Origin of the sequence: Paenibacillus tabacirhizosphaerae (assembly GCF_040812395.1) — a bacterium.
In the GTDB taxonomy this organism is placed as follows: Bacteria; Bacillota; Bacilli; order Paenibacillales; family NBRC-103111; genus Paenibacillus_E.
Genome location: NZ_JBFNXH010000001.1, coordinates 452,495 through 467,043 on the forward strand (window position 1 = coordinate 452,495; position 14,549 = coordinate 467,043).

The 14,549-nt window shown below is 51.1% G+C and carries 19 protein-coding genes; 1 reads left to right on the forward strand and 18 read right to left on the reverse strand.

Features of this window, described 5'->3' with window-relative positions; all coding sequences use genetic code 11:
* Positions 1–17: 17 nt before the first annotated feature.
* The 11 genes from ABRS97_RS02265 to ABRS97_RS02315 form a co-directional block, all read right to left on the reverse strand.
* Entirely contained in the window at positions 18–1,103 is a 1,086-nt protein-coding gene (locus ABRS97_RS02265) for a DNA polymerase (protein WP_367811267.1), read from the reverse strand.
* Entirely contained in the window at positions 1,100–1,468 is a 369-nt protein-coding gene (locus ABRS97_RS02270) for an HNH endonuclease (protein WP_367811404.1), read from the reverse strand. The genes ABRS97_RS02265 and ABRS97_RS02270 overlap by 4 nt, the downstream gene beginning before the upstream one ends.
* A gap of 163 nt (positions 1,469–1,631) precedes the next feature.
* A complete protein-coding gene (locus ABRS97_RS02275; protein WP_367811268.1) occupies positions 1,632–3,428 on the reverse strand; it encodes a DNA polymerase in 1,797 nt (598 codons plus the stop codon).
* Positions 3,428–5,683 (reverse strand): hypothetical protein, encoded by a 2,256-nt coding sequence (locus ABRS97_RS02280; protein WP_367811269.1) that lies wholly within the window; start codon positions 5,681–5,683, stop codon positions 3,428–3,430. The genes ABRS97_RS02275 and ABRS97_RS02280 overlap by 1 nt, the downstream gene beginning before the upstream one ends.
* Positions 5,684–5,734: 51 nt before the next feature.
* Positions 5,735–5,959 (reverse strand): hypothetical protein, encoded by a 225-nt coding sequence (locus ABRS97_RS02285; protein WP_367811270.1) that lies wholly within the window; start codon positions 5,957–5,959, stop codon positions 5,735–5,737.
* Positions 5,944–6,246 (reverse strand): hypothetical protein, encoded by a 303-nt coding sequence (locus ABRS97_RS02290; protein ID WP_367811271.1) that lies wholly within the window; start codon positions 6,244–6,246, stop codon positions 5,944–5,946. Before ABRS97_RS02290 ends, ABRS97_RS02285 begins: the two co-directional genes overlap by 16 nt.
* Positions 6,247–6,508: 262 nt before the next feature.
* Positions 6,509–6,688 (reverse strand): hypothetical protein, encoded by a 180-nt coding sequence (locus ABRS97_RS02295; protein ID WP_367811272.1) that lies wholly within the window; start codon positions 6,686–6,688, stop codon positions 6,509–6,511.
* A gap of 50 nt (positions 6,689–6,738) precedes the next feature.
* Positions 6,739–7,536, reverse strand: a complete 798-nt coding sequence (locus ABRS97_RS02300; protein WP_367811273.1) for a hypothetical protein — start codon at positions 7,534–7,536, stop codon at positions 6,739–6,741.
* A gap of 218 nt (positions 7,537–7,754) precedes the next feature.
* Complete coding sequence (locus tag ABRS97_RS02305; protein ID WP_367811274.1) at positions 7,755–8,279, reverse strand: hypothetical protein; 525 nt, start codon at positions 8,277–8,279, stop codon at positions 7,755–7,757.
* Positions 8,276–8,431 carry a hypothetical protein gene (locus tag ABRS97_RS02310; protein ID WP_367811275.1) on the reverse strand — a complete coding sequence of 52 codons (156 nt, stop codon included), beginning with the start codon at positions 8,429–8,431 and terminating at the stop codon, positions 8,276–8,278. Before ABRS97_RS02310 ends, ABRS97_RS02305 begins: the two co-directional genes overlap by 4 nt.
* Before the next feature lie 247 nt (positions 8,432–8,678).
* Positions 8,679–9,326, reverse strand: a complete 648-nt coding sequence (locus tag ABRS97_RS02315) for a hypothetical protein (RefSeq protein ID WP_367811276.1) — start codon at positions 9,324–9,326, stop codon at positions 8,679–8,681.
* 161 nt (positions 9,327–9,487) lie between these two features.
* Between ABRS97_RS02315 and ABRS97_RS02320 the strand changes: the two genes are divergently transcribed.
* The gene (locus ABRS97_RS02320) at positions 9,488–9,724 is read left to right on the forward strand and encodes a hypothetical protein (RefSeq protein WP_367811277.1); all 237 of its coding nucleotides are present in this window, start codon (positions 9,488–9,490) and stop codon (positions 9,722–9,724) included.
* A gap of 212 nt (positions 9,725–9,936) precedes the next feature.
* Here the strand turns inward: ABRS97_RS02320 and ABRS97_RS02325 are convergent, their stop codons facing one another.
* The 7 genes from ABRS97_RS02325 to ABRS97_RS02355 form a co-directional block, all read right to left on the reverse strand.
* A complete protein-coding gene (locus ABRS97_RS02325) occupies positions 9,937–10,329 on the reverse strand; it encodes a LytTR family transcriptional regulator DNA-binding domain-containing protein (protein ID WP_367811278.1) in 393 nt (130 codons plus the stop codon).
* Between the two features lie 15 nt (positions 10,330–10,344).
* Positions 10,345–10,470 carry a hypothetical protein gene (locus ABRS97_RS02330; protein WP_367811279.1) on the reverse strand — a complete coding sequence of 42 codons (126 nt, stop codon included), beginning with the start codon at positions 10,468–10,470 and terminating at the stop codon, positions 10,345–10,347.
* Positions 10,467–11,003: an accessory gene regulator B family protein gene (locus ABRS97_RS02335; protein WP_367811280.1), complete on the reverse strand. Its 537-nt coding sequence runs from the start codon at positions 11,001–11,003 to the stop codon at positions 10,467–10,469. The genes ABRS97_RS02330 and ABRS97_RS02335 overlap by 4 nt, the downstream gene beginning before the upstream one ends.
* Positions 11,000–11,668, reverse strand: a complete 669-nt coding sequence (locus ABRS97_RS02340) for a hypothetical protein (RefSeq protein WP_367811281.1) — start codon at positions 11,666–11,668, stop codon at positions 11,000–11,002. Before ABRS97_RS02340 ends, ABRS97_RS02335 begins: the two co-directional genes overlap by 4 nt.
* A gap of 18 nt (positions 11,669–11,686) precedes the next feature.
* Positions 11,687–12,685 (reverse strand): toprim domain-containing protein, encoded by a 999-nt coding sequence (locus ABRS97_RS02345; RefSeq protein ID WP_367811282.1) that lies wholly within the window; start codon positions 12,683–12,685, stop codon positions 11,687–11,689.
* A gap of 18 nt (positions 12,686–12,703) precedes the next feature.
* Positions 12,704–13,018 (reverse strand): hypothetical protein, encoded by a 315-nt coding sequence (locus tag ABRS97_RS02350; RefSeq protein ID WP_367811283.1) that lies wholly within the window; start codon positions 13,016–13,018, stop codon positions 12,704–12,706.
* 83 nt (positions 13,019–13,101) lie between these two features.
* A complete protein-coding gene (locus ABRS97_RS02355; protein WP_367811284.1) occupies positions 13,102–14,454 on the reverse strand; it encodes an AAA family ATPase in 1,353 nt (450 codons plus the stop codon).
* Positions 14,455–14,549: the final 95 nt, after the last annotated feature.

Below are 14,549 nucleotides of genomic sequence, written 5' to 3' on the forward strand. Positions count from 1 at the left end.
CAGCTATTTCGCACAGGTTACGCGTATTTATTCGCAAACTCAGCTTTCGGACGACAAGCAGCGAAGTCCCATTCGGACGGCTTAAACTCGCACATCCAGCGCGGTTCGATCACAATGTCGGTCACCAACGGAACAGAAAGCGTCGCCGTCTGCGTCATGATATCGTTAATTAGCGCAATCGTTTCTTCCGTTAGCTGCTCGTTCGGAACCGAGTTTTTAATTTCGTCGTGAATACTAGCATTAAATTCCCAGCCGCGCGCCTTACATTCGCTGGCGTTGCGGTTGCCGATCATCTTCAGAATGTCGGCGCCAGTTCCCTGGATCACCGCGTTAAATGCGGCGCGCTCCCAATACCCGATGAGGCCGCGCTTTTCCGCGAGGATATCAATCTCGTCCTGAACCGCGACCAACCGTTGCATATCACGTTGAGTCGGCGTCTGTTTGGCGCGAAGTTGCTTGCGCTCTGTATAAAGCCGGATGAGGCGCTGCTCGTTCTTGGACGCGGCCGCGGCTACTGAAGCATAATCCGGAAACCGCCGCTTTCGTCCGTATAGAGTCTCGACGTAACCGTTGCTACGCATGCCCTCGCGAATGTCGGCGACCATCGTTTTGAACGACGGGAACGTGCGGTCGAAATTCTCGAAGAAGAACGCAGCCACCTCGTCGGTCACGTTCATTTTCTTCGCGAAGGAACGCGGCGACTGATCGTAGGAAACCGCGAGGACGCCCGTCTTCATCATGGACCGCGGCTTAAACGTACCGGTCGGGTCATACGCCTTGTCGACGCAATGCTCCTCCGCCAGGCCGAACGTCATCATCGCCATTGTCGTGTACAAGTCGACACCGTCGAGGAAAATCTGCCGCAGCGAATTGTCGCCGTAGTGGTCCCACATGATCGCGCTCATTACGCGCGGCTCGATCTGGCCGAGATCCGCGCCGACGAACGTAAAGCCAGCTCGGGGAACGAAGCAGTTACGGACGCGAGTACCGGCGCCTTTCGACGGCATGTTCTGGAGATTCGTCCCCTTCGGCACCTTGCGTTCGTCGGCGATTAGTTTACGAATGATTGCGTGGTAATTGGCGTCGTTTACGTTAATGCTCACTGTAAATTCGCCTCGCATTCGTTTGAGAAAGGAAGGAATTTTCTTCTTGCAGTACCGACGGCAATCGTCGCTTCTTCGATCGTGTCGAATTGCTCGTAGAATACTACCTTTCTTTTTAGTCGAACCCTAGCGAAATACTTACCGTTAGGTCTAATAGTTACTCCCCTTACGCCAGTGCTGTTGTTCTTCTGTAAATTTCTGTTTTGCATATTTTCCGCGTGACTAAGAAGTCTTAAGTTGCTGAGTCTGTTATCCAGAGTGTTTCTGTTAATATGGTCTACTAGATCTTCTCTAGGAGTGTCAGTTATATATCGATGTATTAGGACTCTCTCGAACTTTCCAAGTCCTAAGCGAATCAGCAACATCGCGTAGAATTGCGTTTGATGGGAGGGCACTAAGTATAATATCGCGTCTAAACTACGAATCTTCTTATTAAAGACACCCGTGTCTAGTCTTACTTCGTAGACATCTCCGTTTCGTCTTTTGATAAGAATCACCGTAAATTCACCTTCGAATCGATACTCATTCCTAAACAGGCAAATCACCGCCTTTAAACTCGTCTAGGATATTTATAGGACGACCGCTGTAGCCTGAGCTACTGTACCTGCCTGTAGACGTTCCTCCGCTCTTAAAGTCGCTGTGCAAACGACCGTCACCTTCGAGAGCCTGCGGAATCTTCGTCACGTACGTATTTAGCAGCTTCTCATAAGCCGCAACGGTCGCTAACGGTTCAAGCGCCGGTTCTTCCTCGTAGTAAACGTCCATCACGTCGGCCGCCGTCGACCGTACTTTTCCGCGCTTAATCCGCGGCGTTGCGTCCTCAATTCCGATATGATCGTAAATCAGATACGCGAGATGGTTTCCGTTCGTGATCGAGAAGGCTCCGTCTTCCACGAATATTGGCGCATGTTCTTCGTCAGCATCCGGTAACGTCTCCGCCTCTAATTCCGCGAGTTTCGCAATAGCGTCCGTATAGCGCTTAAGCTTCGTTTTGCCCGACGATTCACATTCCGTAATGATTGCGCGTTGCTTCGTGATAGATTCCGCTCGCCGATCGATGGCGCGTTGTTGCTTCGCGATCCACTCGTCGACCTTCTTCGCGTTCAAAACGCGGTCCATTTTGCGAACGAATGACGCGTCGATTCCGTAAGAGTCGATAACGTCCTGGCGCGCCCTATCTAATAGCGGCTTGAACTCGTCCTCTAACGCTTTGAGTCCGTCGATATCGATTTCGAATCCGCACCGCGCCATAAAGACGTCAGTTTCCGGTAGCTTCGAGTCAATTTGCGCGTAACATTCGAGCAAGCGACCGGTCCCATTCGCGGACGCGGCGTTCTTCATCGCTTCAAACTGCCACTCGAACAGTTTCCATCCGTACAAAACGTCCTTGATCGCGTAGATACCGACTAGCTCGGTATTAAACGGAGCTGGCGATCCGTTACCGAAAAGGTCTTCAAAAGTGTAAATAGGTCCCGGAATGCCGAATAGCGATCCGTATTTCGCAACGAGCGGTTTCAAACCATATTGCGGTTCGTGTTCGTTAAGATGGCGCATGGCATCGAGTGTATCCCAAACGCAGCCGCCGATATCGTAACCGTCCTTAATCGCAACGTGTAAATCGTACCTCGCGCTCCCCATATGGAACGTTTTGCCGTGATTCGGACGCGTAAGATACGGGGAAATTGCCGCGATTACTTTTGAACGTGTCAATTGCGGATCGCCAGATTTAAACGCGTTCTGAACGTCGAATCCACTAACGTGTCCGTATGGTAAGTAGTAACCTTCGCTTAATAACGGAAGCCATGCGCTGAATCCGATCGATAAGTCGATATACGTATCAACACCGGTTCCCTCGAAGTCGCCCGCTGTCATCGTGTCCACGTTCAGTATCCGGAAGCGATCGCACCATTCCGCCATTTGGCGGCGGCATTCTTCGCGTAAACGTTCGATGAATGCGGGCAGCTCGCTGTCGTCCGTTAAAATGTGGTAATTCGTTGGCTTACTCGCCAATACTTCGCGGATTCGTTCCTCGCGGAGCCCCTCCGCCTGTTGGCGCAAGAGGAGGGAACCCGCTGAGAGAACGTCACCTTTCGTCCATTTAGCGCCGTCACTCCGGATCGTGCCTAGTGATCCGGAATTGTACGCTTGTTTTGCCGCGCTAAACTGTGCGCGTTCCTTATCCGTCAGCGACATCGCGCCTATTCGGTCGAACGCCTCGGCGGACGTTTCTGGTACCGCGGCTGCCTTCCGTTTAGCGGCGCTGGCAACGCGCTCCTTTGCGTCGGTTGGCGGCTTGACTGCTAACGTCAGCTTCGGCGTATTCATCAGCGGTTGAACAGCGATTCTACTGGCGCTACGAGTTCCGCACCTTTCTGACGAACAGCACGGTAACTTTCGTCAAATAATCGCAGACCAATAAGCGTATCACCGATATCTTCGACTTTTCCGGTCAGTCGACGTAAAGATCTACCGTCATAATCCGCGCTAACGATATCACCACGTTTATACTCGCCGACCTTACGTCCGATCGCGGCCCATTTCGCAGTTTCAGCGGCCTGTTGCGCCTTCTCTTCCGCTTCGGCTTGCGTCAGCAGCTCCGTCTGCTTGGTCGATAAGCAGTTGCCGCGGATGCCGGTTGTAATGGATTCAGCGTGGAATAGTGTACCCTCTTCGCTAACCTCAACTATACTCGTCACCTTTACGATATCGCCAACGGTATAGTCGTGACCGCCGCCAGGTTTGACGACCCTTACGTAATCCCCTACGCTGACGTTATATGACGTCACTTTACGCTGCGCCTCCGCAACCTCTGCGTCAGTGGCTCGGACAATTTCGCCGTCTCCTTCTCGGAGGACGTTACCCAACGTGCCGTCCAGTTTTTCCGCGATAAATCCGTCGCTTCGGTATCCGCCAACTTTTACGAGTTTAACGATCGACCCGATATCGTATGTGTGGCACGCCTTATTAGCGATAACCTTCGCATAGTCACCGATTTTCAAGCGATCCGGCTCCGGTTCCTTAACGTCAGCAGCGCGTTCGATGAGTTCGAATTGGTCCTCGCCAATATAGCCGCCTCTGCCGCTGCCAGTGCCCCACGCTTTACCCCAACCGCGTTCGTCAAACTCGGGCTTACGCTCAGTCAGCGTATAGACGCTACCGGATGATTTTCCGCGCACCTTATCGCCAGGCTGCGGCTCATATGCCTTCGGCACTAGAACGACGTACTCACGTAGGCATGCGTACGCTTCTCCTTCTTCCGTCGTGAAACACGCTCCGCCCGCCCCAGTAATTCGCGTAGCTTCGAACTCGTCGCCGTTCACGTACAGTCCACTAGTAGCTTCCGCAGCCACAATGCGAATGCGCTCGCCTACGTTGGCTTTACGTTTGACCTCCCTTACGGTCGACTGCGGTTGTTGCGAAATAATCTCGTACTCATCTTGCGCGATAGGACGGCTGTGTTCCGCGACGAATACCGTGCCCCCCTCGTATACGGACTTTACGATAAACTCGTCGCCATTATCGTATTTTCCACTCGTCCCACGTGCGTTTACGATGCGGATTCTATCGCCGACGGCCGCTGGCTTTGGCGCAGGCTGGGCGGCTGCTTTCGGAACGAGTACAACGAATCTAGACGAGCTGATAGCGGTCTCCTTACCATTGCGCCACGTCACATTCGGGAGCCCCGGACAGTCATCCGTTACCTTACCGATATCGCCGAATTCGTAACGACCGTCGTCCGAGGATTCTACGCAAAGGATCGTTTCCTCGTAATTCGCGCCGCGTTTCTCCAACGTATACTCCGCCGCTACGCCATTAACCTCGAATGTAACGGAATCGGTCGGAATGAGTACGACGTGGATATCGTCGAATAACGAAGTCCCATCTTCTGCAATCGGGGCAAAAGATCCCATACGCTTAGCCCGTGTTACTGATCCCGCCTTCCGCCCACGTAAGTCCAGCGTACGATAAGCGAGCTCGCCTACGTTAGCCATGCGCGCCTCCTTACGGTAAACTTTGCCGTCGTGAATGACGTAAGTGTCCGGAAGGGTAGTCGTTGGCGAAGCTGCCGGCTGTGCGGGAGCGATCGGTTCGAGTACGACGAAATTATCTTCGTGATATTTGAAGAAATCGCGCGAATCCCCAACCGCGTCATTGAAGCGCAGTTCTCCGTCCATAAATAATCTCGCGATAAAGCCGACTCCGTAATCGTCGCACTCATGGTCCGGTTTAATTGCGATAATCAAGTCGCCCTCGACCGCTTTCCGCGTCAATCTCCGATACTGCGCGCCCTCGTACGTGACGATATTGGACGGAGCCTCAGCGGACTCTACGCGCTTGAATACGGTGAAATCGTCGCCGGAAGTATCAAATTCGTCGCCGTCTTCGTCGATAATCTGCGCATCATCGCAAGTGTCAATGCGGTCAACTTCGTAAAACGCGCCCTCTACTAGCGAACTGTATTCGTCGTTATCCCAACGGAGGATGTCGCCTTTTACCGCAGACTCATCGGATTTTACGTATTCTGCGCCGTTGTAAGAGATTCGTTCGGACACAATTGTTACACCGTTTAATTTCGCCATTATATCGTTTCTCCTTAAGCGGACTCTGCCGCGTTATATTTTTCGCCTACGCTACTCTACGTCTAACTTCGCCGTGATCGTACCTTCCGCGTCATACACCCGTTCATAGGCGAGTTCCTTCGCGCATTCCATATCGTCATCGCCGTGTACAAAGCCGCCGTTGTCGTCGATCCGTTTAACTTCGTCGCCGGCGTAAATCTCGCGTCCGCACCATTCGCAATGAGCTACCGTCAGCGGTTCGCCAGGCGGTTGGAAGCGATCTAATGCGCGGTACATGCTGCGCCAGCCTCTTCGTATATTCCGCGATTCAGCGTTATTGGAAGCTCAACCCAACGGTCGGCGGCTCGTTCGAGACCGCACCAGTACTCGCCGATCTCCCGATTCTCGAACAGCCATACGCGCGGCGTTTCACCTTCGTTCACCAGGACGCCAGCGAAATAGTCAGCGTCGGCCTTGCGGTAAATATCGCCGCTTCCTTTCTTAGCGTATACGACCATTTCGTTAGCGCGATCACCGCGGAGTCGGATCGTTTTCACTTGAATCCGTTTATACTCGCCTGTCAACGGATCTTCCGCGAGAATATCGTACGACTCGTCAGTCTCGGACTTATGCGGAGTCCATCCGTTTCCGAGTAGCGCAAGGCGCGCGGCTAACTCGGAGTACTTGCCTACGATTTCACTAATATGAGCGATGTCTACCGTCCCCTTCCGTAACTGCCTGCCGCCGCGACCAATACGCGAACCGGCGGCTTTCTACCACTTCCGCCAACTAGCGGACGTTCTAATATTGCGTTCACTCTGCGTCCTCCTCCTCCTTCCGCACCGCTTATATACCGTCGCCTAACGTCGTAGTGTAAGCGAATATGAGAAATGATCCGATGAAGAATCCGAACCAGAACGGAAGCCCGGTCAGCACCGCGATTCCAAGCGCGAGGACGGATATAAATCCGATGACTACCGCGCCTACGATAATAAACATGAGAATTGCGCCTATAATGTCACGCATACAATCCGCTCCTTTACGATAATTTCCGTTATCTCAGCGCGACCGACGCGCTAAAAGTTCAGCGTTGATGGTGGCGCGTCCGAATCGATCGGCTTAACATCGGCGTCCGCTTTGGGCGCGCTGTCGCCGCCGTAAGTCAGGCCGAGGCGGCCGATATCGAAGCCCGCGATTACTAAGTTCTTGATTTGCTCCGCTTCGTCCGCAACGTACAGGCACGTTTCCAACGATTCCATATCGAACGGGGACGCGCCAAGTTTCGCGTAATTCTCGCGCTGCTTATCCGTCAAGTCTTCGTCCATATCGATAATCGGACTTAGCGCGACGACGGCGCTTGTGGATTCGCCCGTTTTCGACAGTTCGAACGCAATCTTGCCGAGCTTGTTCGCATATTTCTGGATGACCGCCTTAATCGTCTTCTCCTGCTTGGGCGACAGATCGACTACGATATCCTTACCGGAATCCAAATCGTAGAAGGCGCGCAGGAACCGAGGTTTTCCGCGATATAAGTAAGCTTCGTCCGTCAGCTTCTTAACGTCCGCTTCTGATGCGCCCGCATCTTTTGCCGCGTCAGCTTCGGTATAAAGCGACTCGGCTGCGCGATCCCATACGGTCGCGTTACCGGTTACGAAGCCTTTAGCGTTACGGCTGGCGGGGTTCTTCGGCACGAACGTATTGACCTTCTTGAAGATCGAATACCCGTAATACTCCGCCACATCCGCAACAGATTTTACGCCGACCTTGTACGATGTGCCGGATTTGAGCGATACAATCGGACTGTCCTTCGCGCCTCCGTCGTTAGTAACTGCGGAATTAACCGCGTCGGCACCGCGTTTTGTGAACAAACTCATTCGATCACGTTCCCCTCGTTAATTTACGTCATATTACGTTGACGCTACGCCGGATTTCGGATGACTTTCCCGCGTCCGACACACGATACCTAACGGCTTACCGTCGGATGGATCACCGGCTACCACCGTCTGCGTTAGATATCGTGTGGCCGACGCAGGAACATCGGCCTCAACCGGTCACATTATGTTAATGTACGACCGTTCTTGTTTCGCACACTTTAAAGGGCCACCGAAAAACTTTCCGCCATCCTTACGACGCTGCGTCGGCTCTCCGCCAGCAAGCGGTCAATCTCCTTCAGACTGGCGCTCATGTCATTGAAGCGCACTTGTAGCGCATCCCTCTTTACCGCCGATCGAGCGGACAGCAACGCGCATTTTACGTCGATTATTTCGAGTTCTAGCGCATTCCTTTGCTCGATTAACGAACGTTCCTCCGCCACGGCTTTTGCGTTAAATTTCCGCAATTCCCTTTCGGCTACTTTGCGTAAAGTTTCCGTCCATTCCGCTCTCTTTTGTGCGGGAATGACAGTGTAAATAACATCGTCCGTTAGGCTTGCGTGAAATACGACGCCCCTTCCGAGAAAGACGCGGCGCATATTACCGGAGGAGTCCGGCGCATTTGTAACATACGCGGCACCCTCCATGCGCTGATTAATCCAGAGAATAGCGGAAGATTCCTCCTTTACGCCGAAACGCTCAACGACGCGTCTGCGAGCGTGTTCCGTTGCGTCCCATTTCATCATGCGATCACCACGCCTTTTAGCGATTTCCGCGGCAAGTAGTCGGCGGGGTCTTCATATAACTTGGCGGCTCCGTTATAATGAAGCGTTGGATTGTGGCGAAATACCGCGGAAGATGAAACCATTGCGTTTTGTTTACGTATAATATCGTACATATCGTTAAAACCTCCGTTATTTTGCGTAATATTTCGTGACGCATAGCTAAATAAGCGTTGACACAGTCGAATTTTTTCGATAAAATACGAAATGTGAACGTGAGAATTGTTAAATTTTTCAAGTACGTATGGCGCGCGTTGTTTTCGCCCATACTTTTGGTAATGACAACTTGACGCTATATGCTATAATGTAAGGAGAAAGCGGTATTCCGACGTAATGCCTATTCGCCGGACTCCGGTTTCCTCGTTAGACGGCTAAGTAATCGCGTACATCCCCAAAACGATTGGCGTCGTAATGGCGTGATAATGCAGTCAACTTACGTCTAACAGTTTCGTGGTGATGTCCTAGCGCTTTAGCGAGCACCGTGATGGACGACTTACCTTTATCAGTCCGTGTTTCTGTAACGATTAGCGTCGTTACTGGATCGTTAGCGCGATCCGAGAGGAAGTCGATTAGAGAAATCTGGTCGGCTTCTTTCTTTTTGTGCATTCGTTCTATTGCGAGATCTTCGGCGGAAATTCCGTCAGTCATGAGGTCGATGGTTACGGACGTTGGCGCGTCCTCGTCGTCATCTTCCTTCCGGACTGTCCGGTTAATACATTTACTTAGTCGGCGTAGGTTCGTTCGCTGTAAATTTGATCGCGCCCGGTTAATCCAGCGCGAAAGATAATTAGCGAAATCCCCCCGCGCGGAGTCCCATTTTTCGATCGCCTTCCATAACGAGTCGTGATATAGTGCGATCATTTCGGCCTCGTCTGTGCAAGTTCGTTTGGCGTCGAATCTAACACTACGTTTCCACTGCGGTTCGAACTCGTCGAAAATGGCGCGGAACGTGCCCTGGCATCTCGTCGTTTTGTACGCGATAATTAAGTTATTCAGTTGTAGCTTCGTCACTCATCGCTCACCTCATCGTGAATTTTCGTCTTACATTACGTTCATGTACGCTCGATTTACTTTCGCACACATTCGCGAAAACTTTTTTAGAACTTTTTTCCTGCGCGCATCTCTGCTATTATTACGTTGTAACAAAATGCCAATAGGCGGAGGCTACGTCCTTGAAACGAGTCGAAATCGTTATGGGACGCTGTCTAATTCCGGACTTACTTACGGCGCGCGGCTGGATACAGATGGATATCGTCAACCGCACGTCATTAAGTACGTCCACCGTTTCGTCATATTGTACGGAGGTCCGTCCGAGCATACCACTCAGAAACGCGTTATTGATAGCGCATGTTCTCGGAGTGAAGACGGAGGAGCTGTACTTATGGGAAATCGTTGAAGTCGAGGAGTAGGCAGCGTGTGAGAGTTTCGGTTATTATACCGTTTCTCACGACGCCGATTCCACGATCGTGGAAAACGTGCTGCTGCGCTGCCGTTGACGATGCCTCCCCGTTTATGTTGCGGCATTTCCTATATACTAAAGTTTACCATGTTTTCCATCTTGTTGAAACGCAAGTGTTTGGGGGTAAACACTTCTATTGACAAGGCTTTAGGTTTGTGTTGTTCACCCTTTCACTATAGAAACCTCGGGGAACAGCCTCCTTAAAGCCTTAACTTTGATCGCGGCAATTTCTCCCCGTATGTCAGAATTAGCGAAAACCACTTCCGGTTTAAACATCGAATCAACTACCTTATCGACGTTTGCCATGTTGATTAGATTCGAGTTATCCGCGCGCCAGAAGCCGAAATCACTAAGCATATCCTCGACAGCACTGAGTGCCCCGTTTAAATTAAACGCGTAGTCACCGTCTAAAGCCCGAACTCTAAGCCGCCGGTCGTTCTTCGATAACTCGATGGAATCGATTAAAATGATTTCGTCAAGTGGAATTTTTATATGTGCCTTAAGTATTTTGCCATCTACTAATGAGCTACACGACAATCTAAGTTTGTGTATCATAGGATGGGTTCCTTTCTATTTCTTCAAGAAGTTTTTTGGCGCTTCGATCTCGCCTATGCCGCCTTTAGCGATCACAAAGAATAAAAACGCTACTCCGTAAGAAGCTACGGACATAAATTTCGCGATATTTTTCATTTTCATAGTGGTTTCACCTCCCTTCGTGGAATCAACGTTAATGCCTGCGCCAGGAACGCACCCGCAATAATCGGTGACTCAATCGCAAAGTTTACGGAAACGATCGCTATAGCCACGATTTTAAACGTTAGCTTCGCCCGCGCGCTGTCCGTCCACGCTGTATTGCGTAGGTTGGTTGGCGCGAGAAACGCAACAAGGACAACGCTCGCTACGTTCAAAATCGGTACATACGACAGGCTAATCGGAATGAACGGAATCGCCGCGTAAATGACTGCGGTAACGATCGCGCAGAGGTCGAGCGATTTAAAATGGAAGCCTCCGCTGGACACGCGTAACACTGTAAACGCCGCGCCTGCGATCAACGTATCGGATAACCTACCGGTAAGCCACCCGAAAATGAGCGTCAGCACTACGATGGATACGAAATTTATTGTCACCGCGTATTGGTAGACGAGGTTTTCGTGACCGCGCCTCTCGTCCGGGTCATGCTTTAACGTAAAATCAGCGAGCAAGCGTGACATATGTGTGGTAACGTTCATCGGCCGATATCCTTTCGCAGAGATAAATAAAGTAGAACAGCGAGCGATACTAGAAGTAGAGGGATAATAATTAAAATGTGCGTAATTGACTGAAACGTAAGTATCCAATACATGAACGTCGAAATAGCAATTGTTCCTAATACATTCGCGAATGTGTCGAGTTTAGTTTTCCGCTCAATGATATACGGATCATGGGGCGGTAAATCCACGTAGGTATAGCCTAGTCCGAAAAGATAAAGTAAGTAAGCTACCGCGAAGCACGCAATCTCCGTTCCTGCCTGAATTATGTACGTCCCGATCCCAAATACAGCACCCGCGTCGGATACGGTCACTAGACCGGTCCATAGCAATATCGGATAAACAATAAATTGAATCAGTAGAAACGTGATATACCCGATCGATGTTAGCGGGAATGCATAAAACGCGCTTGCTCGGATAACAAATCTTAACGCGAGTACGTAGAGAATAATTTGAATCGCCATGTCGCACTCCGTAATGTTAAGTACCGTCCTATTAATGAATGAAATGATCGATATTGTTACCGCGATGACGAGCAGTTTGTTGAAGTCGCGCCAAAACGGCCATCGGAATATTTTATAAATAAGGGCTAACGTTGCTAGTGAGTCTAAGGTGCCGAAAAATACGTTCAATAAAGAATCCGCCATCGGCTGCACCGTCTTCTTCTATAATAATTTCGGAATTTTACTTCGGACTGACCGCGCGTCCTCCACGCGTGCCCTCACCGCACCCAACCCGCAGCTCACCGCCAGCTCGTTCGGATCTTTCCACCGCTTCGGATAGCCCGCCACCCTAACGTCGATCTTGCCGCGGAAGGCCGCGATAATCTGGCGCTTAAGATTCTGACCGGCCGCGTCATGATCCGCCATTACGATAAGCTGTTCGATCGGCGACCGCAGAATGATATCGCGTTTCGTATCGTTAAAGGCGCTGCCGCCCGTTGCGATTCCGAATACGCCCGCCGCCGCAATTGTCATCGCGTCAACTTCCGCCTCTACAATAACCGCGCGCTTTATATTCCGTTTGTAAGCGATATCTATTCCGTACACTAATTCGCGGATAGGACGCGCATTCGGTGCGTACCAAAAGACCTTCGTGTCTACGCGCCTATATTTTACGTTAGCGAGGTCGCCAGCCGCTGAAAACCACGGAAATGTAACGGCTTTCCTGCGCCTATCGTACCCCACGCCGTATAATCGCTGTATTTCTTCCGGAATTCCGCGGCCTTCTAGGTACGGATGCCTATATGCTAATTCCGATAAAATCCGCTTATCTAGCGGGCGGCGGCGCTCCTCTATCGTCAGCTCCGGTACTTCAAGGACGTAATCTTCCGCGCTGGGGTCGGCGGGTTCGCCACCGTATTCCACTAAAAGGTATTCACGCGTCTCCCACTCGGTTTCATTTCGTAAAAAGGCGAGGAGCTTGACGAGTCCACCACGTTGCCATTCCGGATCTTCCGCGCCTAGGTCGCCCCAATTTCCGGCGCGAGCGGTGGTAGTGTCCGTTAGGTAAACGTAAAACGACGGGCTTTTATCGTATCGGAACGGACTTACGGCGATCAACTTATCCGCCTGCCATACCGCGCGGTACCATTCGAATTCGCGCAGCTCGCGTGTGACATCAACGGTGACTCGGCGACCGTTTATCGTAAGTGTGGCGGACAAGTGCGGTCACCTCCGAATTTAGTCACCCTTAAAGTAGCTAGAAATAGTCCTACTTGAATTAATTATTTTTTCGTAATCCCGCGTAAGTACGTACTCACTCGTATGTTCGTCGGACTTTAGTAAGCCTAATTTAATTTCAATATCTGATATGGCCGCTAGTATGATGCTTGACAGTAACTCTTGTTTAGAAAGCTTTAGTTTTCGCCTAATAAATTCAATTCTTCGGTTGTTAAACTTACTAAACGTCAGTGAGAAACGCACATCGTCTGTTTCTGATTCATTTTTAGATTTCTTTATCATCTCGTCAATTTTTGTGTTTAAAAATTCACTCATTAATTGCACCTCTCTTTGAAGTTTTCCCATGCATGAATAATAACACCAAATTTGATGCATGTAAATACCTGGATTCTCTTAATCTAGAAACTCGCCGCAAACTGCGCAGCCGCCGCGTCACCCTTCGGAAGCTCCCGCAATACCCCGTAATCCATGAGCGCGAGCAAATCGATCGCGAACCCCTCGCCGCCATTACGCCCCTTTTCTACGCCAAGCCTTCCGTTACCGTCGACAGCATCGAACGCGAACAGATTTGTCGCGATTTCGAGAACGGCCTTCGTCGTTTTAACTTGGTCGCGCCGCGGTAGCTTAAGTTCGCGCCGCCCCTCATCGTCCGCGTCCGATTTCTCCGTAGATGACGCCTGTATCGCGAATATGCCGACGACATCATTTGCGCCGATTATCTGTTCGAATTTACGCGCAGCTTGCTCGGCCGCACCACCCGCCGTCTTGTTCGCATTTGACCCGTAGATATCGGCAAGTCCGTAAAATGGGTCTACTACGCATACGTCGATGTCCGGATTTTGCTGTAGCTCGCGGTCTAAGTCCGCCAGTGTTCGCGTTAAGTCACGGTCGCCCTTCGCTTGAAGATATAACGTGCCTGGATAGTACGCATTTAACCGATCGACGACGTCAAGGAAATACGTTTCGATGTCGCCGTCGAGCTTTCCGGACAGGATCGCTTTGTTCGGGAGTCCGACTTTTTGTGCGAAATCAGCGTGATCGACCGCACCCTCGCGCGCCGTCAGTATCGATATAAGCCGCGCAAGCCATAAATACGCCTTTAACTCGTAAGATTTTACGAGCACCTTCGCACCCTGACGGAGTAGCTCGTCGACTAGGCACGCGATAAGATACGATTTGCCGCGGCCGGATTCCGCCATGACACCGTAAATATCACCGGAATAGAGGCCGCCAATCTCCGCGTTCAGCGAGTCGAATGGCGTCCGCCACAGTTTAAATGACGTGCCCGCCTTCCGTTTCTCGTACTCCGCGCGGAAATCGTGGCGGAGAGTTTCCATCGTTTTTCCAGCCATAACGCGAACTTGTGTTCCCATTGTAATACGATCCGACACCTCACGCAAGTAATTTCCGAAGTCCTCCGCGGAACTTGTCGAAAACTTCTGCGTGATATCTCCGGACTCAAACCATTCCGCGAATTGGCGGCGTCCGGCCGCGTCTTTCAAGCGTTTCGCGAGGAAGTCGTACGAGTCCGTAACGGCGGGAATGTACGTAAAACCGTCGATTTCGCCGACAAGTGTCGCGTATGAGGGCGCGTTCCCTTTGTTCGCATCCGCGTACGAACGGATATAGCGATACGCAATCTGTTCGCATTCCGTGGCGAAATCGGTTTCTGCGATTGAATACCGCGTCAGTGCGCCAACGTCGTTCTCATCGCATATTTTTGATAGCGTCTGCTCACCATAATTTGCCATCGCGTCTCAACACCTCCGATTATAGGACAGGTTATATTCGCCGGTAAAACGTCATATTAGCGCATTTTCGGCGGTTAGCATGTCGCACAGGAATC